Annotated in this window: 20 protein-coding genes and 1 pseudogene; 8 read left to right on the top strand and 13 right to left on the bottom strand. The window is 61.4% G+C overall.

Translation table 11 applies throughout. From position 1 onward, the window contains the following. Positions 1-404 precede the first annotated feature (404 nt). The 3 genes from JJ869_RS12685 to JJ869_RS12675 are packed head-to-tail and all read left to right on the top strand — an operon-like array spanning position 405 to position 3,169. Positions 405-1,505, top strand: coding sequence for an FAD-dependent oxidoreductase (locus tag JJ869_RS12685; protein ID WP_292267648.1), 1,101 nt, complete (start codon positions 405-407; stop codon positions 1,503-1,505). Further along, positions 1,480-1,788: a (2Fe-2S)-binding protein gene (locus JJ869_RS12680; RefSeq protein ID WP_292267646.1), complete on the top strand. Its 309-nt coding sequence runs from the start codon at positions 1,480-1,482 to the stop codon at positions 1,786-1,788. Before JJ869_RS12685 ends, JJ869_RS12680 begins: the two co-directional genes overlap by 26 nt. Continuing rightward, positions 1,775-3,169: an FAD-dependent oxidoreductase gene (locus JJ869_RS12675; protein WP_292267645.1), complete on the top strand. Its 1,395-nt coding sequence runs from the start codon at positions 1,775-1,777 to the stop codon at positions 3,167-3,169. Before JJ869_RS12680 ends, JJ869_RS12675 begins: the two co-directional genes overlap by 14 nt. Positions 3,170-3,181: 12 nt before the next feature. Here JJ869_RS12675 and JJ869_RS12670 read toward each other — a convergent pair whose 3' ends face one another. From JJ869_RS12670 to JJ869_RS12645, 6 genes are all read right to left on the bottom strand, one after another. After that, a complete protein-coding gene (locus JJ869_RS12670; RefSeq protein WP_292267644.1) occupies positions 3,182-3,844 on the bottom strand; it encodes an aspartate/glutamate racemase family protein in 663 nt (220 codons plus the stop codon). After that, positions 3,841-4,860 carry an ABC transporter ATP-binding protein gene (locus JJ869_RS12665; protein ID WP_292267643.1) on the bottom strand — a complete coding sequence of 340 codons (1,020 nt, stop codon included), beginning with the start codon at positions 4,858-4,860 and terminating at the stop codon, positions 3,841-3,843. The genes JJ869_RS12670 and JJ869_RS12665 overlap by 4 nt, the downstream gene beginning before the upstream one ends. Next, a complete protein-coding gene (locus JJ869_RS12660) occupies positions 4,857-5,831 on the bottom strand; it encodes an ABC transporter ATP-binding protein (protein WP_292267642.1) in 975 nt (324 codons plus the stop codon). Before JJ869_RS12660 ends, JJ869_RS12665 begins: the two co-directional genes overlap by 4 nt. Then, complete coding sequence (locus JJ869_RS12655) at positions 5,828-6,715, bottom strand: ABC transporter permease (protein WP_292267641.1); 888 nt, start codon at positions 6,713-6,715, stop codon at positions 5,828-5,830. The genes JJ869_RS12660 and JJ869_RS12655 overlap by 4 nt, the downstream gene beginning before the upstream one ends. 3 nt (positions 6,716-6,718) lie before the next feature. Continuing rightward, positions 6,719-7,672 carry an ABC transporter permease gene (locus JJ869_RS12650; RefSeq protein ID WP_292267640.1) on the bottom strand — a complete coding sequence of 318 codons (954 nt, stop codon included), beginning with the start codon at positions 7,670-7,672 and terminating at the stop codon, positions 6,719-6,721. A gap of 66 nt (positions 7,673-7,738) precedes the next feature. Beyond that, positions 7,739-9,388, bottom strand: a complete 1,650-nt coding sequence (locus JJ869_RS12645) for an ABC transporter substrate-binding protein (RefSeq protein WP_292267639.1) — start codon at positions 9,386-9,388, stop codon at positions 7,739-7,741. Positions 9,389-9,670: 282 nt separating this feature from the next. Between JJ869_RS12645 and JJ869_RS12640 the strand changes: the two genes are divergently transcribed. Beyond that, positions 9,671-10,384 carry a GntR family transcriptional regulator gene (locus JJ869_RS12640; protein ID WP_292267638.1) on the top strand — a complete coding sequence of 238 codons (714 nt, stop codon included), beginning with the start codon at positions 9,671-9,673 and terminating at the stop codon, positions 10,382-10,384. Positions 10,385-10,393: 9 nt separating this feature from the next. Here the strand turns inward: JJ869_RS12640 and JJ869_RS12635 are convergent, their stop codons facing one another. From JJ869_RS12635 to hutI, 7 genes are all read right to left on the bottom strand, one after another. Further along, complete coding sequence (locus tag JJ869_RS12635) at positions 10,394-11,944, bottom strand: TRAP transporter large permease subunit (protein ID WP_292267636.1); 1,551 nt, start codon at positions 11,942-11,944, stop codon at positions 10,394-10,396. Beyond that, positions 11,941-12,438 (bottom strand): TRAP transporter small permease subunit, encoded by a 498-nt coding sequence (locus JJ869_RS12630; protein ID WP_292267634.1) that lies wholly within the window; start codon positions 12,436-12,438, stop codon positions 11,941-11,943. The genes JJ869_RS12635 and JJ869_RS12630 overlap by 4 nt, the downstream gene beginning before the upstream one ends. 60 nt (positions 12,439-12,498) lie before the next feature. Beyond that, positions 12,499-13,584, bottom strand: a complete 1,086-nt coding sequence (locus tag JJ869_RS12625) for a TRAP transporter substrate-binding protein (RefSeq protein WP_292267632.1) — start codon at positions 13,582-13,584, stop codon at positions 12,499-12,501. A gap of 72 nt (positions 13,585-13,656) precedes the next feature. Next, positions 13,657-15,327, bottom strand: a complete 1,671-nt coding sequence (hutU, locus tag JJ869_RS12620) for a urocanate hydratase (RefSeq protein ID WP_292267631.1) — start codon at positions 15,325-15,327, stop codon at positions 13,657-13,659. Continuing rightward, on the bottom strand, positions 15,324-16,109 hold the full coding sequence (gene hutG, locus JJ869_RS12615; protein ID WP_292267650.1) for an N-formylglutamate deformylase: 786 nt from the start codon (positions 16,107-16,109) through the stop codon (positions 15,324-15,326). Before hutG ends, hutU begins: the two co-directional genes overlap by 4 nt. Before the next feature lie 2 nt (positions 16,110-16,111). After that, positions 16,112-17,638 carry a histidine ammonia-lyase gene (gene hutH / locus JJ869_RS12610; protein WP_292267629.1) on the bottom strand — a complete coding sequence of 509 codons (1,527 nt, stop codon included), beginning with the start codon at positions 17,636-17,638 and terminating at the stop codon, positions 16,112-16,114. Then, positions 17,635-18,831, bottom strand: a complete 1,197-nt coding sequence (gene hutI, locus JJ869_RS12605) for an imidazolonepropionase (protein ID WP_292267628.1) — start codon at positions 18,829-18,831, stop codon at positions 17,635-17,637. The genes hutH and hutI overlap by 4 nt, the downstream gene beginning before the upstream one ends. A gap of 72 nt (positions 18,832-18,903) precedes the next feature. Here hutI and JJ869_RS12600 point away from each other — a divergent pair. From JJ869_RS12600 to JJ869_RS12585, 4 genes and pseudogenes are all read left to right on the top strand, one after another. Then, positions 18,904-20,270: pseudogene (locus JJ869_RS12600) on the top strand (formimidoylglutamate deiminase). After that, on the top strand, positions 20,267-20,968 hold the full coding sequence (locus tag JJ869_RS12595; protein ID WP_292267627.1) for a GntR family transcriptional regulator: 702 nt from the start codon (positions 20,267-20,269) through the stop codon (positions 20,966-20,968). The pseudogene JJ869_RS12600 and the gene JJ869_RS12595 overlap by 4 nt, the downstream one beginning before the upstream one ends. Before the next feature lie 259 nt (positions 20,969-21,227). Beyond that, positions 21,228-21,563 (top strand): hypothetical protein, encoded by a 336-nt coding sequence (locus JJ869_RS12590; RefSeq protein WP_292267626.1) that lies wholly within the window; start codon positions 21,228-21,230, stop codon positions 21,561-21,563. Between the two features lie 149 nt (positions 21,564-21,712). Further along, positions 21,713-21,988 carry a hypothetical protein gene (locus JJ869_RS12585; RefSeq protein WP_292267625.1) on the top strand — a complete coding sequence of 92 codons (276 nt, stop codon included), beginning with the start codon at positions 21,713-21,715 and terminating at the stop codon, positions 21,986-21,988. The last annotated feature ends 123 nt before the right edge of the window (positions 21,989-22,111 follow it).

Below are 22,111 nucleotides of genomic sequence, written 5' to 3'. Positions count from 1 at the left end.
GCAGTTCGCAGATGCGATCCTGAGGTTCTTTCGGGAGACCCTGCCCAACCAGTGGGAAACCTTCCGAAACCAAGTGTCAGATAGCTTCAGGGTCGTCACTCACGAAAAATTTCGGGTTCTGGGGTAAGCGCGGTATAATGAAATTTAGATGCCCTCCCTATCAAAAGATACTTGTGAAACGCGCGCGAATTACGGCTATTTTGGTCGGTGACGCTCTTGTTCGGGGCTTGCAGGATGACCGGGCCTGAAGGGGTCGAAACCGTCTGCGGACACTGCAAACCGCGTCATCCAGACCGGCTTGGCGTAACCCTTTCTTGACAAGCGTGCCACAGCGGGCAACTGAACGAAGTGGGGTGCAGATGGCGGTGCCGTCCGGTCCCAAAGGTCATCGTGCAGGCGGACACATGGAAACCGATTATGCGATCGTCGGAGGCGGAGTTGTCGGCCTTTCAATAGCCTGGGGGCTACTCCGACGCGGACGCACCGTGACGGTTATTGATGGCGAGGACGGGTCGATCCGCGCAAGCCGGGGCAATTTCGGTCTGATCTGGGTTCAATCCAAGGGCCTGAAGCAACCCCGCTATGCCCAATGGTCGCAACGCTCCGCCGCGATCTGGGCAGAGTTCGCGAACGAGCTTGGTGACAACACCGGGACAGACGTAGCGCTGGAACAAAAGGGCGGTTATGACCTGCATTTCTCGGAAGAGACCTTGCAGGCGACGGTTGCGCAATACGAGACGCTCAAACAGCAGCTTGACGGCAACTACCCGTTCGACGTTTTGGGCCATAATGCGCTGCGCAAGGAAGAGCCGCATATCGGACCCAAGGTAGTGGGTGCGATCCTGCACCATCAGGACGGCCATGCGAACCCGCTCAGACTGTTGATGGCGCTGGCGGCGGATGTCCGGCGCATGGGCGCGCGCGTGCTGACCGGAAAGACGGTCACCGATGTCGCCAAACCCGATGCATTCCGGGTGACCTGTGCAGATGGAACAGTGGTGAGTGCGGCGAAAGTCGTCCTCGCGGCGGGCCTTGGTACGGCACAGCTAGGCCCGAAACTGGGGTTCAAAGCGCCGGTGCGCCCACAGCGGGGGCAAGTCCTGATCACGGAAAAGATGCCCAAGCTGATCAACCGTCCGTCAATCTATGCCCGGCAGGTCAATGAAGGCGGTATCCAGATCGGCGCGACGAATGAAGAGGTGGGCACGGATGACCGGGTCACACAGCGCGGGTTGTCCGGCCTCGCAGCCGATGCCATCGCCGCCTATCCGGCACTGGCAAAGGCGCAACTTGTGCGGTCTTGGGGTGCGCTTCGCGTGATGTCGCCCGATGGGTTGCCGATTTACGAGCAAAGCGCCGACATGCCCGGCGCCTATTTGGTGACGTGTCACAGCGGCATCACGCTTTCCGCCGCCCATGCGCGGCTCTTGCCGGACTGGCTTGAAGGCACAGCCGCCGCGCCCGATCTGGAGGTGTTCAGTGAAGCCCGCTTCGCCGTTTCTTGAACTAGACGATGCATCGCGCGTCGATGTCGTGTTCGATGGCATGCCCCTGCGTTTGTCCGATGGCGCGAACCTTGCCGCAGCGTTGCTAGCGGCTGGAGTTTCAGTCTTTCGGGAAACTCCCGTGTCAGGGGCACCCCGTGCGCCGTTCTGCATGATGGGGGCCTGTTTCGACTGTCTGGTCGAAATCGACGGTGTCGTCCGGCAGGCCTGTATGGTCGATGTGTCTGACGGGTTGATCGTTCGGAAACCGCTCAGCGGGGAGGTGCTCGATGAAACGGTATGATCTCGCCGTTATCGGGGCGGGTCCCGCAGGGATGGCCACTGCTGCCGACGCCGCAGGTTTTGGTCTTCGCGTCGCTTTGCTTGACGAACAGCCACGTGCCGGGGGGCAAATCTACCGCGATGTGGATCGAGAGTCAGCCGAACGCGCTGCGGTCTTGGGCGCAGAGTATACCGAAGGGAAAAGGCTGACCGCCAAACTGTCCCATGATGGAATTGACCATATATCGCGGGCGGTGGTCTGGGCCATCGAAGATGGGTTTTACATCTCGTACACGCGGGACGGAAAAGGTGCGCAGCTTGCTGCTGATCGGGTGGTGCTGGCCACCGGAGCATTGGAACGCCCGATGCCCGTACCGGGTTGGACGCTTCCCGGTGTGATGACCGCTGGGGCGGGGCAGATCCTGCTAAAGCAATCGGGCGTTCTTGCCCGGAATGCGGTTCTGGTCGGCTCTGGGCCGCTTCTCTACCTGATCGCGACGCAGATGGTGCGGGCTGGCACGCCTCCGGTCGCGCTGATCGAGACGCAGACACGTGCCGATCTCAAGCGCGCCTTGCGCGATTTCGGCGGTGCGATCCGCGGTTGGCCCTATATGGCGAAGGGGCTCAGGATGTTGGCCGAGATCATCCGCGCCCGTGTTCCGCGTTATGTCGGTGCGTCTGACATCGCGGTTGAAGGGCAGGAGCAAGCCGAGGCGGTCACCTTTGTCAAAGGCGGAAAGCGGCACAGGATCGCGTGCGACACTGTCTTTCTGCACCACGGCGTCGTGCCCAACACGCAGGCGGCGCGCGCGGTGGGAGTGCCCCATCGCTGGAACACCGCACAGGCCTGTTTTGCGCCTGAGTTGGATGCTTGGGGTGAAACGGCGGTGTCGGGGCTTTTCATCGCTGGGGATGGTGGGGGCATTGGTGGCGCCAAAGCTGCGGAAATCGCAGGACGACTGACCGCGCTGCGTTTGGCGGAAGCCTCCGGGCGTTTGGCAAAAGCCGACAGAGACAGACGCGCAATGTCGCTTCAGGCAGCTTGGAGGTTTCAGCGGGCTGTGCGCCCTTTCCTCGACACCGCCTATCCGCCTTATTGGGCTGCACTGACGCCGGGCGATGAAACGATCATCTGTCGTTGCGAAGAAGTCACCGCTGGGGACATCCGACGCTATGCGAAACTGGGTTGCCAAGGGCCAAACCAGGCAAAGGCGTTCGGACGCGCGGGCATGGGGCCGTGCCAAGGCCGCTATTGCGGGTTGACCGTCACCGCGCTTTTGTCCGAGGCGCATGGCCAAACCCCGGACGAGACAGGCTATTTCCGCATCCGTCCGCCGCTCAAGCCTGTGACGGTGGGCGAATTGGCGGCCATGGAGGACACTGCCCCGGGAACCGCAGAATAGCCACGCGCCCGCTCAGGACATCGCCGCCAGACACATATGCGCCGAGGCGACCACGGGATCGACGATTATGCTTCTTTCCGGTGCCTTGATCTTGTGGGCGATGGTGGACATGCCGCCACAGCCCAGAACGATGCTGCTGCCGGGATAGGTCATGGCGGTTTCATCGATCGAGGCCTGTACGCGCCTGAGGCTGTCCGGTCCGGCGTTGATCTCCAGCACCGGCACGCCAGAAGCATGAACCCCCGCACATCTGTCTTCGAGTCTCATCGCACGTATGTTGTCCGCGATCACCGGCACCGATACCTCGAGGCTGGTGACGACGGCAAACTGTGCACCGCCAAGGCTGCCGGCGATGCATCCCGCCTCGCCAAGCCCGATCACGGGAACCCTGCCACGAGCGCGAAGGGTGCCAAGGCCGGTATCGTCGAAACAGCCGATCACGATGGCATCCGCACCGTCCGCACAGGCTTCGTCGAACAGGGCAAATAGCCCGTCAAGACAGCGTTCCGCATCCGCCGGCCCCTGTATCGACGCCGGGCCTTGATGGTTGGTCATGCCCACCACCTCGGCAAGGGCACCAACCGCGGCGCGCGCGGTGTCCACCATTTCGAGGGTCATGCGCTCGGTCGAATTGGGGTTGAGGATCGCAATCCGGGGTTTGTTTCGTGTCGTCACGACGTGCTCTCCGCGGCTGCCAGCGCGCCAGCGCGGCTTGCATGGACGCACCGGGCCCAGCGTCCATTGCCCCCGGTCCAGATCGGGAGCGGGCTGATGCCGCAGGCGGTTTCGGCATGGGCGCAACGTGGTGCAAAAGAACAGCCCTCGGGCAGGGCGTTCAGCGGGGGCGGCGCACCGGGGACCGCATCAAGACGTGTTCCCGGTACGGCCCCGACAAGGTTGGCCGCCAGAAGACCCTTGGAATAGGGGTGGCGCGCATCGCGGATCACGTCCTCGACCGATCCGGTTTCGACAAAGCTGCCCGCATACATCACGGCCAGCCGGTCGGACACTTCGACCGCGACCCCGATGTCATGGGTGACAAAGATCACGCCCATGCCCAATTCCTTCTGCAAGTCGCGCAGCAGGAGCAGGATCTGGATCTGCACCGTCGCATCCAGCGCCGTGGTCGGCTCGTCCGCCAGCAGCAGTTTGGGGCGGCAAGCGAGCGCCAGCGCGATCATCGCACGTTGGCGCATGCCGCCCGACATTTCATGCGGGTAATTGTCCAGTCGCCGCTTGGCTGACGGAATGCGCACGACTTCGAGCATTTCCAACGCACGCGCCATCGCGTCGCTTTTCGAGATATCTTCGTGGCGGATGACGGTTTCGGCAATTTGCTGGCCGATGGTGTAAACGGGGTCGAGTGCCAGTGACGGGTCCTGAAAGATCATCGATGCGACGCCGCCCCGGTGATCGGCGAGCGCGCGGCCTTCGAGCGCAAGCACATCCTGCCCGTCCACCTCGACCTTACCGGTAATCGTCGTTTTCCGCTCTGGCAGAAGGCGCAGAAGGGTCTTGAGCGTGACGCTCTTGCCAGACCCGCTTTCGCCCAGAATGCTAAGCACTTCTCCGGGGGCGAGTTCAAAACTCACGTTGTTGACCGCATGCACGGGGGGCGTTCCTGCAAAACGCACCGACAGGTCTTCTACCCGAACAAGAGGCGTAACGGGATGTACGGTTTCCTGCGTCATGCAACCTGCTCCTTGACGCTGTTGAGATGGCACGCAGCAACGTGGCTTTTCCCGACCGTATGAGACGGCGGCACCTGCGACGAGCAAGGACCGAAGGCGCGGGAGCAGCGGGTGTGAAACCGGCATCCCGGCGGCGGGTCGATGGGGTTCGGTGGATCACCCGCAAGCGGCGCTTCCATCGTTCGGCGATCCGGATCGAGCGAGGGCATCGCCGCCAGAAGTGCCTCGGTATAGGGGTGACGCGGTGCGCTGTAGAGGCTTTCCGCCGGTCCGATCTCGGCCACTTCGCCGAGGTACATCACCATCACCCGGTCCGAGATATGGCGCACCACGTTCAAATCGTGGCTGATGAAGACATAGGTCAAACCGCGTTCGCGCCGCAGATCCATAAGCAGGTTCAGCACCTGCGCCTCGACTGATTTGTCGAGCGCGGACACCGCCTCGTCGAGAACGATGACCTGCGGATCAAAGGCCAGCGCGCGCGCAATGTTCACGCGTTGCCGCTGCCCACCAGAGAGTTCATGCGCGTAGCGCCCGCCAAAGCGCGAGGGGTCGAGACCGACGCGATCCAGCAAATCCTGCGCCTTGCGGGTGGCGTCCGACTGCGACATGCCGTGTACCGTTGGCCCAAACGCCACCGCGTCGATCATTGTCATGCGCGGGTTGAGCGAGGCGAAACTGTCCTGAAACACCATCTGTACCTTGCTGCGAAACGCCTTGAGCGGCAGTTCTGGCCCAACGACCTTACCCTCGTAGCGCACGCTGCCGCTGTCGGGTCTCAGAAGCTGCACCAGCAGACGCGCGGTTGTGGACTTGCCACAGCCGCTTTCGCCAACGACGCCCAGCGTCTCGCCGGGGGCCAGTTCGAAACTGACGTCATCGACGGCGCGGACCACTTTGCGCGCGGCACCGAACCCTCCGGCGTTGAAGTGTTTGACAAGGTTGTGGGCGGACAAGATTGGCGTGCTCATTGCTTAACATCCATGGCGGATCTCAACCCATCGCTGAGCATGTTGAACGAGATCGAGGTCAGGAAGATCATCACGCCGGGCAGGGCGGCGAGCCACGGCTGCACATATATCGCATTGCGCAGCGTGTTGAGCATCAAACCCCATTCCGCATTGGGCGGGCTGACGCCAAGACCAAGGAAGGACAGACCAGCAGCAAGGATCATCGAGACCGAGATCAGGCTGGTGGCGTAGACGAAGATCGGGCCCAGCACATTGCCCAACACGTGATCGCGTACGATCCGCAGGCTGGAGGCCCCGCTGGCTTGGGCGGCTTCGATATATTCCAGCTTGCGCACGGAGGTCGTCACGCTTTCTGCGACCCGCGCGATTGGCGGGATGAAGACAACCGTGAGCGACAAGAGACCGTTGAGGATGCCCGCACCCAGAGCGCCGGAAATGGCGATGGCCAAGAGAACCGACGGGAAAGCATAGAGAACATCGAGCACCCGCATGGTGATCGTGTTGACCCAGCCGCCAAGGTAACCGGCGGCGATCCCAATGGCCGCACCGATGGCGAAGGCGATCAGAACTGGTACGACCCCCATGAAGAGCGACAGGCGCGCGCCATAGATCAGACGACTGAGCATGTCGCGGCCCAACTCGTCCGCTCCGAGCGGGTAGCCTTCGGTGCCGATGGGCGAGAGGCGCTTGATCATGCTGCCTTCCAGCGGATCAGCGGGCGCGATCCACGGCGCGAAGATCGCCATCAGCACCAATCCGGCGGCGACAAGACCGGCACAGACCGCCACCTTGTCGCGCAGGAACCGCGTCCAGACGGACCGCCAGTAGCCTTGCGATTTCTCAATTTTGGCGAGGTGCGCCACGGTTTCTGCGGTGACAGCCATGTCTCAGCCCCTTTGCAAGCGTGGGTCGAGCGAGGTTTGCGCCACGTCCACCAACAGGTTGAGGATGACGAAGAACATCGCCAGCACGAGGATGGTGCCCTGCAAGAGCGGCAGGTCCCGCTGGAAAATCGCCTGTCCCAGCAGGAAGCCTGTCCCCGGCCAGGAAAACACGGTCTCGATCAGGATCGACCCGCCCAGCAGGTAGCCCAGTTGCAGACCCATCACGGCCAGCGCCGTGGGGGCCGCGTTCTTGATCACATGCGCCAGCACGCCGCGATCCAGCAGGCCCTTGGCGCGCAGACCGGACACGAATTCCTGTTGCAGAATGTCGGCCACCAGCGCGCGGACGGTGCGCGCGACGATGCCCATCGGGATTACCGACATCGTGATCGCGGGCAGGATCAGGTATTGCATGTGCTCCCAATCCCAGACCCATTGGCTTGACCCGCCAGGGCCTGCGCCCGTTGCAGGCAGCCAGCGCAGTTCCACCGAAAAGATGATGACCATCACCATGCCCAGCCAGTAATGCGGCACCGACACGCCGACGACCGAAATAGCTGTGGCCAGCTTGTCGATCCAGCTGTCGCGGAAGTATCCGGCGACAAAGCCGAATAGGCCACCAAGAGTGAAGCCAATAATGGTCGCGGTCACGGCGAGGATCAAAGTGTTGCCGACCGCGTTGAACACTTCCGAGGCCACGGGGCGACCCGTTGCAATGGAATTGCCCAGATCGCCCTGCAGCGCCAGACCCAGCCAGCGCAAGAATTGTTCGGGGTAGGAGCGGTCAAACCCGTAGATAGCCATCATCTGCTGTTGCAACTCGACCGAGGCATCTGGCGGCAGGATCGACACAAGTGGATCACCGGGAGAGATGTGAACCAGCGCGAAACATACCAACGATACACCGAGCATGATCGGCACGGTGTAAAGAACGCGGCGCAGGATAAAGGAAAGCATGAGCGGGTTGGCCTGTCAAAAAAAGGGTCGCCCCGGTGTCGGGACGACCCAAATGGGTGTGTTGTATTACTCTTCGATGGTCATCGGAGCGATGTCGATGAACCAGTTTTTCGGCTGTGTCACGTTGCCGACCTTGGGCGACATCGCGCGCGGACCCACGTCATGGGCGATCCAGACGAATGGTGCTTCCTCGACGATGCGGGTGTGCAGACGGGCCAGGGCCGCGTCGCGATCCGCATCCGCAAAGGATGTGCGGGCATCCGCGATCAGAGCGTCGAACTCGTCATTGCCGAAGAGACCCCAGTTGTTGGACACCGGCGGGAAGGTCTGTGTCGACACGAAGCGCACCATGGCGAAGAACGGGTCCATCGTTGCGAAGGACACGTTGATCGCATGCGCACCGCGCGCGCTTTCATCCGCAGCACCCTTGCGCCAGTTGGTGAAGAGTGTGTTCCATTCGATCACGTCCAGTTCGACATCGAAGAAGCAGTCGCGCAGGCCCTGCTGCACGTATTCGTTCATCGTGACCGGCTGCATCTGGCCCGACCCGGAGGCCGAGGTCTGCACCTTTACCTTGATCGGCTTCTCTGCCGAGAAGCCTGCTTCGGTCATAAGCGCACGTGCCGCGTCGGGATCGTAGCGGATGTCGAAGGAGGGGTTGCCCCACCACGGATGGCCCGGCTCGACCGAGCCTTTCGGGATACCCATGTAGCCGCCGAGCAGAACCTGCAGCTCTTCGCGGTTCACACAGAGGTTGGCTGCGTGACGCACCCGCTTGTCGAGCCAGGGCGATCCTTCGTGGAAGGACAGCTGCCACGGCCACACATGCGGCTGCGGGTTGGAATAGATCACATTGCCTTCGGCCTGAATGCGCGGGATTGCGTCGGGTGCCGGTGCTTCGATCCAGTCGACCTGACCGGACAGCAGCGCAGCGGTGCGGGCGTTGGCATCAGGCAGCGGTACAAGAACGACGCGATCGATGGTCGGTGTGCGGGCCGGATCCCAATAATTTTCGTTCTTGACCATCTCGAACCGTTCCCGCGGCACGAACAGATCACCTTCGAACGGGCCGGTGCCCGACGGGTCAAAGGCAAACGCGGTCCAGGCGGCGGCCGCGCGTTCCTTGGGGTCGGTGATCGACGCATCCACAGCGTCATAGAGCGACTGCCAATGGGTCGGCGACGCCATGAACAACATGGTCATGTTCAGCGGCAGGAAGCTGTCAGGCTGTGTTGTCGTCAACTCGACGGTCAGATCGTCGATGGCACGGGCCGAGGCCAGTGTCGGCATCCGCGACTTGGTGGCACCCACCTGGTCGGGGGCGAAGTGCGGTGCGTTTTCGTCCAGCACCTTCTGAACGTTCCACACGACCGCGTCGGCGTTGAAGGGTGAGCCGTCGTGGAAGGTCACGCCTTCGCGCAGGGTGAAGGTCCATTTGGTCGTGTCGTCCGGGTTCACTTCCCACGACGTTGCCAAGCCCGGCACGATCCCGCTGGGTTCGGTTGCCGACGACAGGTCCCAATGGGTCAGCGCGTCATACATCGGGATGCCGGTAAAGCGGTTGCCCTCAAAGCCCTGATCCGGCTGGCCCGATGTGCGCGGAATGTCCGCTGCGGTCATGCCGATGGTCAACGTCTTTTCGGCCCAGGCAGGCCCAGCAGCCAGCATCGCCGCTACCAGTGCGATCGCGGAGGATCGCTGTACAAAATTCCTCATTTTCCTACTCCTGTTGAACGTCCGGACCAAGCCTTACCGACCGTGTCCCTGAATGGGAGATTGAGAAGTCACCAACTCACGTCGACAAGTGAGTTCAAGATTGTATACGTTTTCAATAATAAAAGTTCACAACAGCCTGAAATTCACTCACTCGCAATCGAAACGCCCGCTATTTAGGCGAAAAATGATGCGATGAAGAAAGCTGATAAACTGGGGATGACATTCACGATCAAAAGTCCGACAACAGTAGGGGAAACTGTATACAACCGTGAACGGCAAAAGATGAGCATTTCGCAACAAGAGGCAAGTTTCAGCAGGCGGGTGGACGCAGATCTGGTGCAAAACCCTGTGTATACAGGCGTTGAGCGTGCGATCCTTGAGCAACGGCTGCCGCCGGGCACCCGCCTTGCCGAAACCGATCTGGCCGACTTTTACGGCGTGTCGCGCACCATTGTGAGGACCGGACTACAGGCTCTTGCCCATTCCCACCTTGTGACCTTGCGCCCGAATCGGGGTGCCAGCGTTGCCAACCCGTCACCACGCGAAGCGCGCGAAGTGTTCGAGGCGCGTGAACTGCTTGAACCTCGGTCTGCCCGCGAGGCTGCGTTGCGGGCCGGCCGCGCCGATGTGCGGGCGTTGCGGCTGCATGCGCGGGAAGAACATGAAGCCATGAGATCCAACGAATCCGGGCGGGCGTTGCGGCTGTCTGGCCGGTTTCACGTCATGATCGCGCAGATCGCGAACCAGCGCACCATCGCCGAGATCATCGAGAACCTCGTTTCTCGCTCGTCGCTGATCATCGCCTTGTACTGGACCCGTTCGAGCACGCGCTGCGATGAGGGCTGCCACAATGCGCTCATTGACGCAATTGAGCGGAACGATGCCGTCGAGGCCGAGGAGCTGATGCGCAGTCACCTGGTCGAGTTGCACTCGGCCCTGCGGTTCGACATTGGCGACTCGTCTAACAAGACGCTCAAGGACATGCTGAGCCAGTAGCGCGTCGACTTAAAACAGGACCGACGGCAGCCAGGTGGCCAAAAACGGCATCGCCCAGACCAACAGAATTCCGACGGCCTGCAAGCCGATGAACGGAACGACTCCCTGATAGATCTGTTCGGTACGGATTTCCTTGGGGGCGGCCGCACGAAGGTAAAACAGCGAGAAGCCGAAGGGCGGGGTGAGAAAGCTGGTTTGCAGATTGATCGCCAGCAGCACGCCCAGCCATATCGGGTCATGCCCCATGAGGATCAGGGACGGCGCCACAAGCGGCAGCACGATCACCGAGATCTCGACGAAATCCAGAAAGAACCCCAACACAAAGACGAAGATCATCACGAACAAGAGCGCTCCGCTTGGTCCACCCGGCAGGTTCTCAAGGATATGCGCCACGCGCTCTTCACCGCCCAAACCGATGAAAACCAGCGAAAAGAACCCTGCGGCGAGGATCGTCGCGAAGATCATCGCGGTCATGGTCAGCGTCGAATTGAGTGCGTCGTGGATGACCCGGTCCCGGATCATCGCCCGCAGGGCAACTCCGACGGCAGCGAGACCGATCAGGGCCAGCAGAATGTAGCCCCCACCCAGAGCCCAATCGACCGGACCGATGTCATTGCGCTGTAACCGAACCGGGTAGGCACCGGCCAGTATACCCAACAGGATCAAGGCGGATGCGCCCAATAGGATCAGCCTTGGATTGATCCCGATCTTGCGCCCAGCCATCAGTATTGCGCCAATGGCCCCCACGGACGCAGCTTCGGTCGGAGTGGCGATACCGCCAAGGATCGCGCCCAGAACGGCAAAGATCAGCAGGATCGGCGGCACGATGGCCGCCATGACCTCGCTTCGGTCGGGTTTCGCCAAACCGATCTCGGCAGGTGGCATGTCCTGAGGGCGTATCGCGCCGCGGATCAGGATATAGAGCAGGTAAAGACAGACCAGAGTCAGCCCGGGAATGATTGCGGCCGAAAAGAATTGGCCAACGGACAGGGCCTCGACCGCAAACTTGCCTTGCTCATACTGCGCCTGTTGGTAGGCGTTCGACATCACATCGGCGAGGATGATGAGCAACGTGGAGGGTGGGATGATCTGGCCCAGCGTACCGGCAGTACAGACGATGCCTGAGGCGACAGTCGGGCTATAGCCCGCGCGCAGCATCGTCGGCAGCGCGATCATTCCCATCGCAACCACGGTCGCCCCGACGATGCCCGTCGATGCGGCCAGCAATGCGCCGACCAGCACGACCGAGATGCCCAAACCACCGCGCAACTGGCCGAAACTGCGGCCCATCGTGTCAAGAAGGTCTTCGGCGATGCGGCTTTTCTCAAGGATCGCACCCATCAGGACAAAGACCGGAATGGCGATGAGAACGGTGTTGGTGATCAGCCCAAAGGCCCGCTGGCCCAAAGCCCCCAGCAGGGACACGTCCATCACACCCAGCGACCAGCCGAGATAGGCAAAGATCACGGCGACGCCGGCGATGGCGAACGAAACCGGAAAGCCCGACAGCACGGCCACCATCAGTGCCGCGAACATGATGAGGTCAAGGTATTCGGTCATGCCTCGGACCCTTGATGGAACAGTCGAACCAAAAGTGACAGGGATTGCAGCAGGATCAGGATGCAAAAGGCCGGGATCAGGGATTTCAGCAAGAACACCGCCTCGATCCCGCCGACCGAGATGGGTCCTTCAAGGATTTTCCATGAATTGCGGACGGAGGGCCACGACCAATAGAGCAGGGCGACCATTGACGGGATCAGCAAAAAGATATGGCCAAAGATGTCGATCCGCCGTCGCACGGTCTCGCTGGCCTTGGCGTAGAAGACATCGACGCGGACATGTTTGTCGACCAGCAGCGTATATCCGGCTGCCAGCATGAAGAGCGTAGCATGCATGTAGAGCACGCTTTCCTGCGCCGCGATGGAATTGACCCCGAATACATAGCGCCCGATCACGATCACGAATTGCACCAGCACCATGATCAAGGCGAGCCAACGCACCGCCGTTGCTACGGCTTGGTTCATTCGGTCGATTGCCTTCGCCAGTCCCAGCATGTTTGCCTGCGCCCTTCGAATAAACGGTGCGCGACCCTAGAGCCGCGCACCTGTGCAGGTTCAGTAGCTGAACACGCCAGCGCGGGCGTTCATCTGCCCGTTGTCGGCATAGGTCATGTAGCCACCGACAAGATCGCGATAGGCGATAAAGCTTTCGGTGATCCGCACGACAAGCTCATCCTCATCGGCCAGATATTCCTGCATGATCTCCTGCGCCGCCGCACCCATGGCCGCAATCACATCGTCCGGCAGTTTGCGCACCTGTACATTGTGCTCGGACACCAGCGTTTTCAGTGATTGCGCATGCTTGGTCATATATTCGGTCCAGACCGGGTTATAGAGACCCTGACAGGCCTGTGTGACCACTTCTTTCAGGTCGTCGGGTAGGTCTGCGTAAACGTCGGCATTCACACCGCATTCCTCGGCCGAGGAGGGCTCACCAACGCCTGGCCAGTAGTAATAGGGCGCGACCTGATAATAACCCAAGGCGCTGTCGGTCCATGGGCCGATGAATTCACCCGCATCCAGTGCGCCTGTCTGAAGCGCCTGGAACATCGCTGGGCCGCTCATGGCTTCGGCGGCCATACCAAGCTTGGCGCACATCTGTGACGCGATGCCGGTGGTGCGGAACTTGAGCCCCTTCAGGTCTTCGACCGAATTGATCTCGTTTTTGAACCAGCCTGCCCATTGCGGGCCTGAATTGCCGCAGAGGAACGGTTTGATGCCAAAGCGGGCGTACATCTCGTCATATAGCGCCTGACCGCCGCCGTGATGCATCCAGCCGAATTGCTCGTCCGCGCGCAGGCCAAAGGGCTGCGATCCGAACAGGAGGATGCCTTTGGATTTGCTGCCCCAGTATGCGGGAACCGCGTGATAAAGCTCTGCCGTGCCTTCCGATACCGCGTCGAACACGCCGTTGCCCGGAACGATCTCGCCCGCCGCGTAAAGCGTGACGTTGATGCGCCCACCCGACAGCGTGGTGATCCGGTCGGCCAGCGTTTGCGCCGCGACGCCCGGACCGGGCAAGTTCTTGGGCCACGCTGACACCAGTTTCCATTCGCGCACGTCCTGGGCGATGGCCGGGGCGGCGAGAGAGGTTGCTGCGGCACCGATTGCGCCGGTTGTCAGGAATTTCCGTCTGTCCATGTTCTAAGTCTCCGTGTTGGTTTCTTTTGAAGGGGTAAAGATCGACCGTCTGACGCGGCCTTCATGATTGGGTCATCCAAGGATTCGCGGCAGGCGCAGCCCGTGTTCGCGGGCGCAGGCGATGGCGTCGTCATAACCGGCGTCCGCGTGTCGCCAGACGCCGCTGGCGGGGTCGTTCCACAACACGCGCTCAAGGCGTTTCGCAGCTTCAGGGGTGCCATCGGCGCAAATCACCACACCGGCATGCTGGCTGAAGCCCATGCCAACGCCACCACCGTGGTGCAGGCTGACCCATGTGGCGCCTGATGCCGTGTTCACCAGCGCATTGAGCAGCGGCCAGTCGGATACGGCGTCCGATCCATCCTTCATCGCTTCGGTTTCGCGGTTGGGGCTGGCGACAGATCCGCTGTCCAGATGGTCGCGGCCAATCACGACGGGGGCTTTCAACTCTCCGCTGGCGACCATTTCGTTAAACGCAAGGCCAGCCTTGTGCCGATCGCCCAGCCCGATCCAGCAGATGCGCGCCGGCAGACCTTGGAAGGCAATCCGTTCACGCGCCATGTCCAGCCAGTTGTGCAGATGGGCGTTGTCCGGGAAAAGTTCCTTCATCTTGGCGTCGGTCTTGTAGATATCCTCGGGATCACCCGACAGCGCGCACCATCGGAACGGACCAATGCCGCGACAGAACAGTGGGCGGATATAGGCGGGCACAAAGCCGGGGAAGGCAAAGGCGTTTTCAAGCCCTTCGTCCAGAGCCACCTGACGAATGTTGTTGCCGTAATCCAAAGTCGGCACACCGGCGTTCCAGAAATCGACCATCGCGGCAACATGGGTTTTCATGCTGGCGCGCGCGGCCGTTTCCACCGCTTTGGGGTCGCTTTCCCGCTTTTCCCGCCATTCTGCTATGCTCCAGCCCTGCGGCAGATACCCGTTGATCGGATCGTGCGCGCTGGTCTGGTCGGTCACCATGTCGGGACGCACGCCGCGCTTGAACAGCTCGGGGAACACATCCGCCGCATTGCCCAACAGCCCCACGGACTTGGCTTCACCCGCCTTGGTCCAGCGGTCGATCATCGCCAAAGCTTCGTCCAGCGTGTCGGCTTTTTCGTCGAGGTAACGTGTGCGCAGGCGGAATTCGATGCTGTCGGGGTTGCATTCGACCGCAAGACAACACGCACCTGCCATCACCGCCGCCAAGGGTTGCGCCCCGCCCATGCCGCCCAAGCCGCCGGTCAGAATCCACTTCCCGGTCAGATCGCCGCCATAATGCTGACGACCGGCCTCGGCGAAGGTCTCGTAGGTGCCCTGAACGATGCCCTGCGTGCCGATGTAAATCCACGATCCCGCAGTCATCTGGCCGTACATGGCCAGCCCCTTTTTATCGAGTTCGTTGAAATGATCCCAGTTCGCCCAATGCGGCACGAGGTTCGAATTGGCGATCAGCACGCGCGGCGCATCGGTGTGGGTTTTGACGATGGCAATCGGCTTGCCGGATTGCACGACAAGCGTTTCGTCCGCTTCCAATTCCTTGAGGCTGGCGACAATGGCATCGAAATCCTGCCACGTGCGCGCGGCGCGTCCAATGCCGCCATAGACCACCAGTTCGTGCGGGTTCTCCGCCACATCGGGGTGCAGGTTGTTCATCAGCATCCGCAAAGGTGCTTCGGTCTGCCAGCTTTTGGCGTTCAGTTCGGGACCGGTCGGCGGATAGACATCGCGGGTATTCTTGCGGGGGTCGCTCATTGGGGCCTCCAGTCGGACAGGGTTTCGAGGATGGTCTTGAGATGCGCGCGCAGCCGGTCTGCACGGGGGGTGTCATAGGTCCAGGGTGGGGCCTCGGATGACAGATAAGTGGACTGGCCCAGTTCCATCTGGATGGCGTGCAAGCCATCGGCGGGGCGACCATAGTGGCGCGTGGTCCAGCCGCCCTTGAAGCGCCCGTTGAGGATGCTCGTGTAGCCACCCGCGGCTTTGCAGATTTGCAGAACGCTTGTCTCGATTTGCAAATCGCAGGTCTTGCCCAGATTGGTGCCGATGTTGAAGTCGGGCAGGGTGCCGTCAAAGAGGAACGGGATATGCGACCGGATCGAGTGGCAATCATAGAGCACCGCAAAGCCATGAATCGCCTTGACCCGCTGCAACTCGGCTTCCAGCGCCGCGTGATAGGGCGCGTGATAGGTGAGGCGGCGACGTTCGACCTCGGCCGCGTCAGGCTCTTGCCCCTCACAATAGATCGGCACCCCGTCGAAATCGGTCAGCGGGCACAGCCCTGTGGTGTTCTGACCGGGATAGAGGCTTTCGCCGGAGGGATCGCGGTTCACGTCGATGACATAGCGATGTGCAGTCGTGCGCACTGTCGTGGCACCGTCGACCAACCCGGCATAAAGCGTATGAATGTGCCAATCCGTATCCGCAATTGCGCGTCCGTTGTCGTTCAGACGGGCAAGACAGTCGTCGGGCATGTCGGTGCCGGTATGCGGCAGGCCAAGAACAAGCGGGCTGTCCCCGTGGGTGATCTCGATCAGGTTCATAGCGAGACCTCCAGACCAGCGGCGTGCGCGAACATGTCTTCGGTCACGCAGGCTGCGGCGCGTTGAATGTCGGGGGCGAGATAGCGGTCCTGCTGAAGGCTTGGCACCACGGCGCGCAGGCTGGTCAGCACCGCTTGCAGTCGGGCCGAGGTGGTCAGCGGCGCACGCTGCTCAATCCCTTGGGCAGCGCACATCGCCTCGATGCCAAGGATCACCGACAGGTTCTTCGTCATGCGACCCAACCGCCGGGCGCCATGAGCGGCCATGCTCACATGGTCCTCTTGGTTGGCCGAGGTCGGCGTGCTGTCAGTGGAACAGGGGTTCGCGAGATGTTTGTTCTCGCTCATCAGCGCCGCGCTTGTCACTTCGGCGATCATGAGACCAGAGTTCAGGCCCGGTTCCGGCGTCAGGAACGGCGGCAGGTCAAAGGATAGAGTCGGATCGACCATCAACGCCACCCGGCGCTGTGCGATCGCGCCGATCTCGGCCACGGCCAGCGCGATCTGGTCAGCGGCAAAGGCGACAGGTTCGGCGTGGAAGTTGCCACCGGACAGGATCTCGCCCGTTTCCGCAATCACCAGTGGGTTGTCCGTCACCGCATTGGCCTCGATCTCCAGCGTGCGTCCGGCATAGCGCAAGAGGTCGATGGCGGCGCCGGTGACCTGCGGTTGGCACCGGATGCAATAAGGGTCCTGCACGCGGGTGTCGCCGTCCCGGTGGCTTTCGCGGATTTCGCTTCCGTCCAGAAGCTGCGCCATGGCGGTTGCCACATCGATCTGGCCCTGATGCCCGCGCAACGCATGAATGGCCGGGTTGAGCGGCGCGGTGGAGCCCATGATCGCATCGGTGGACAATGCCGAGGTGACAATTGCCGTCCGCGCGGCGCGCCATGCCTCGAACAACCCGGTCAGTGCGCAGGCGGTGGAAAACTGCGTGCCGTTGATCAGCGCCAGCCCTTCCTTGGGGCCAAGCACCACAGAGGTCAGCCCGGCTTTTTCGAGCGCCACGCCACCGGGCATGACCTTTCCGCCAAAGACGGCTTCGCCCGCGCCGATCATCACCGCGGCCATATGCGCCAGCGGGGCCAGATCGCCCGACGCCCCAACCGAGCCTTGTACCGGGATCACCGGGATCACGCCGCGCGCCAGCATCGCTTCGATCAATGCGCAGATGTCCCATCGCACGCCCGACGCACCACGGCCCAACGACACCAGCTTGAGCGCCATCATCAGCCGTGTGGTCGCGGGTTCCAACGGTTCCCCGACGCCGCAGCAATGCGACAGGATCAGGTTGCGTTGCAGGGTTTCCGTGTCGTCCGGTGCGATCCGCACCGAGGCCAGTTTTCCGAAGCCCGTGTTGACACCATAAACCGGCGTGTTGCCGCGTGCTGCCTTGGCGATCAGTGCCGCCGACGCCTCGACACCAGCCCGCGCTGAAGGGTCCAGCGTGACCGCATCGGTGCCGCGCCAAAGGTGTTCCAGCTGGTTCAGCGTTGCCGCGCCGGGGGTCAACACATGGGTCACAGGACACCTCCAAACACGCGGGCATGCAGCGGGTTGATCCCGATACCGTAAGAGAGTTCGGCGGGGTCGCTGACGTTCCAAATGGTAAGATCCGCGCGCATGCCGGGGGCGATCACTCCGCAATCGTCCAGCCCCAAAGCACGCGCTGCATTGCGCGTGGTGCCCGCCAATGCCTCGGCCGGGGTGAGGCGGAACAGCGTGCAGGCCATGTTCATCGCCAGCAGGAGTGAGCCAAGCGGTGACGAACCAGGGTTCCAGTCGGTGCCCACAGCCATCGGAACGCCGTGATTCCTGAACGCCTGAACCGGCGGCGCTTGGGTCTCGTGGATCGTGTAAAACGCTCCGGGCAGGAGAACGGCGACTGTGCCGGACGCGGCCAGCGCCTTGGCATCCGCCTCGGTCGCATATTCAACGTGGTCAACAGAGAGCGCCTTATACTGAGCAGCCAGCGCGGTGCCACCCAAATGGCTCAACTGTTCAGCATGCAGTTTGACCGGGAGGCCAAGTTCTTGCGCCACATCGAACACCCGCGCAATCTGTGCGGTGTCAAAGGCAATGCCTTCGCAGAACCCGTCCACCGCATCGACCAAGCCTTCCGCGTGGGCCGCGCGCAGTGCCGGGATGCAGATTTCGTCGATATAGCTGTCCGCATCGCTGCCCTTCGGGACCGCATGCGCGCCAAGGAAACTGGTCACAACCCGGATCGGCCGGACCTCTCCCAGGGCACGGGCGACGCGGAGCATCTTGAGTTCGGTCTCCTGATCCAGCCCGTAGCCCGACTTGATCTCAACCGTTGCCACACCTTGGGCGATCAGTGCGTCAATCCGGGGCATGGCGCTGTGCAGAAGGTCCGCCTCGGACGCCCCGCGGGTCGCCGCAACGGTGGACACGATGCCACCCCCGGCACGGGCGATCTCTTCATAGCTGGCGCCATTCAGCCGCATCTCGAATTCGCGGGCGCGGTTGCCGCCATGGACGATATGCGTGTGGCAGTCGATCAGCGCGGGAGTGATCAGCCGACCTGACATGTCGTGTCGAAGACTGTCCGCAAAGTCAGGCGGCACTTCGCGTTCGGGGCCAACCCAGGCTATCCTATCCGCGTCGATGGCAATCGCGGCGTTTTCGATCAGGCCATAACCATCATCTGCCATCGTGGCGACCGTTGTTCCGCTTATGACGTATCGTTCAGCCATCGGTCGCTCTTGCGTTATAACCTTCTTAAAATTAATATGTACCTACATAAAAATGTCAATGGAGCTGTTGGCGTGCAAGTGATCCATGCAAATCAGGCGCTTACGCCACAGGGGTGGCACCGCGATGTGGAAGTCACGATTGGCGCAAGCGGACGAATCGAGTCTGTCGGGCCGGTCGCGCGGACGCCCACGCAACGAACCGCGCTGCTGTTGCCCGCGCCGTTGAACCTGCACAGTCATTCCTTCCAACGCGCGATGGCAGGCCTGACCGAAGCCAAGGGCCCGGACCCCCGCGACAGCTTTTGGAGCTGGCGGCGGTTGATGTACAAATTTCTCGACCAGTTGACGCCCGATGACGTCGAAGCCATCGCGGCGCTGGTCTTCATGGAAATGCTGGAAGCGGGATATGGCGCAGTCGCCGAATTTCACTACCTGCATCACGGTCTCGGCGGGGTGCCCTATGACACGATCTCGGAAATGTCCGAACGGATCGTCGCCGCATCAGAGACCGCCGGGATCGGCCTCACCCTGTTGCCGGTGCTCTATCAATATGGCGGGTGTGATCTGCGCCCGTTGAACGGGGGGCAGCAACGTTTCGGCAATGACGTGGATCGGTTCTTGCGCCTTTACGAAGGCGCAGCTGATGCGGTGGCTCAAAGCGCGGCGGACGCAAAAATCGGTGTCGCCCCACATTCGCTGCGGGCAGTGAATCCGGAAGGCTTGCGCGCGGTTGTTGAACACGCCACCGCAGGTCCGATCCACATGCATCTGGCAGAACAGGTGGCCGAGGTCGCCGAAGTGCTGGCCCATTTTGGTGCGCGTCCGACCGAATGGTTGTTGGACCAACACGCCGTGGATGCCCGCTGGTGCCTGATCCATTGCACCCAGATGACCGATGACGAGACCTTGGCACTGGCGCGATCGGGTGCGGTTGCCGGGCTGTGCCCGATCACTGAATCGAACCTGGGCGACGGTATCTTCAACGGGACCGCGTTCCTTGGCGCAGGGGGAATATCGGGTTCGGCTCCGACTCCAACGTGCATATTTCGCTCTTCGACGAACTCAAGACACTGGAATATTCGCAACGCCTGCGCGATCTGTCCCGGGCCGCCTTGGCCACGCCCGACCGATCAACGGGCCGGGTGCTTTTTGACGCCGCCATCGCCGGCGGTGCGCAAGCAGGCGACCGAGACAGCGGCAGGATCGAAGCCGGGGCCTTTGCCGATCTGATCGGGCTCGACGACGACACCGAATTCCTCTGCAACCGACGGGACGATGCCCTGATCGACAGTCTGGTCTTCAGCGGCGGTGGCTCCGCCTGCATCCGGGATGTCTGGAGCGCGGGGCGGCACATTGTCCGCGACGGTCGCCATTTCCAGCGCGACAAGATAATCACCGACTACAAGCGAGTGATGATGCGGTTGGAGACTGATATTTGAACGAAGAGACACGCCTGTCCTGGACCGACGTTCGCGACGAAGTCCGCGCCCGCATCCTGAACCGGACCTACGCGCCCGGTGACAGGCTGCCCCGGGACGAGGACATTGCGTCGGAACTGGGCTGTGCCCGCACAACGGTGCACCGTGCGATGCAGGATCTGACACTGGCCGGACTGGTCGAGCGCAAGCGCAAGGGCGGCACACATGTACGCACCGATCCGGTGACCCGGGCGACCTTTGACATCCCGATCACCCGGCGCGAGGTCGAACAGCGCGGTTCAAAGTACAATTACCAGCTCATCAGCCGCCACCTTGAGGCCAGCCCGATCTCGATCATGGCCCGGTTCGGGCTGCAAACGGTAACGGATATGCTACACGTCAAAGCGCTGCATCTTGCGGACAACCGACCTTATATCCTTGAGGATCGATGGATCGACACCCGATCAACACCCGAGATCCTCGAGGTCGATCTGACCCGTGAGAGCGCCAATGAATGGTTGGTGCGCAACAAGCCCTATTCACGGGTGGATGTCCGTTTCTCGGCAATCAATGCCGACGGTGAAAACGCCGATTACCTGGACGCACCGACCGGCAGTGCGCTTTTCGTGATCGAACGCACCACATGGATCGGTCCGTCGCCGATCACGACGGTACAGTCCGTCGCCGCTCCGGGGTATCAACTGGTCGCACAGGGCTGACAGACAGCACGCCGACACCGCATGCATCGCTGGACGGGCAGACGCCCGATAAGGCACATCTCAACCTGTCTTCGCCAAACCCGGTGGCGGCATTACCGAGCGGAATATCTACTGAAGAAACAGCTCGAAACTGTTCAAACAAACTGAACCAACTCTATCCCACCGTCAAACCCTGGGATCAAACACCTAGTATCGCACGACACAGAAGGTATCTGGAACGTAAGGCAAGTTGGGTCAACAAGACAATCAGGGCATTGCAATGGCGGAAATTCACGAAATTAGCAAAGCGTTCGAAAGCCAGTTGGCTAAGGGATTGGATGCCTTGAGAAAAAGCGATACTGAGTTTACGGCGATTGAAGTTCCAATCAATACTACGGAAGCCGTTGAATTGAGCGTGAACCCTAATAGCGGTTTTTTCCTTTGCGTAAGAACCTCTGTGCAAAAGATGACGCAAGTTCAGGTCGATGCGTTGATCGAACAATTAGTGCAGGTGACGGCAAGGGCGCGGTTTTCACGTGGTTGGATTGCCGGCCTAGACGACAGTGGCAACCTGAATCTTACAGTGGCGATGCCTGCTACGGCTACGCCTCATTGATTAACAGGACGATAGACGTGGCGCGGCGTATGCTGGCTCCTGGCGTTTCGCAGGAACGCGTCCGTGCGCTCGCAGAGGAACAGCCCGTCGGCGAGCATTGGATCCGTATTTGACGCACCGTTCTGTCGTCACGAAGCAGAGGACAAACAATGTCGAAACAAGAATTTACAGAACTGTTTGCGACAGTCTTGGGGCCGGAAGCCATTGATGCGCAGGGGCAGGTCGAATTGGTCTATGCCGAACGCGAACTGGTCGCTCGGGCGGTGCTAAGCCTTGATGAGCAGTGGGTCGTCACGGATCTTTTTGCCAGAGATCTGCGCGCGTTCCGCACAGATTCCGGCCCTGCGCTGCTGCGCGCCATTCTGACATTGAACAACGTCGCTGCCCGCATTGGCGATTATAGCATCGGGATGAGTTATGGCTGAATCTGGTGTCTGGGCGGTTTGAATGACGGCGGTGCATCTGGTTGGTTTGTTGTTGCGACACAAGCCACCATCCAAAGGAGCACCACCATCATGGACGACGCTACCATCATCGATTTTGCGGGT

Source organism: Marivita sp. (assembly GCF_017643905.1).
Classification (GTDB): domain Bacteria; phylum Pseudomonadota; class Alphaproteobacteria; order Rhodobacterales; family Rhodobacteraceae; genus Marivita.
This window is presented reverse-complemented; position numbering and strand designations above follow the sequence as displayed.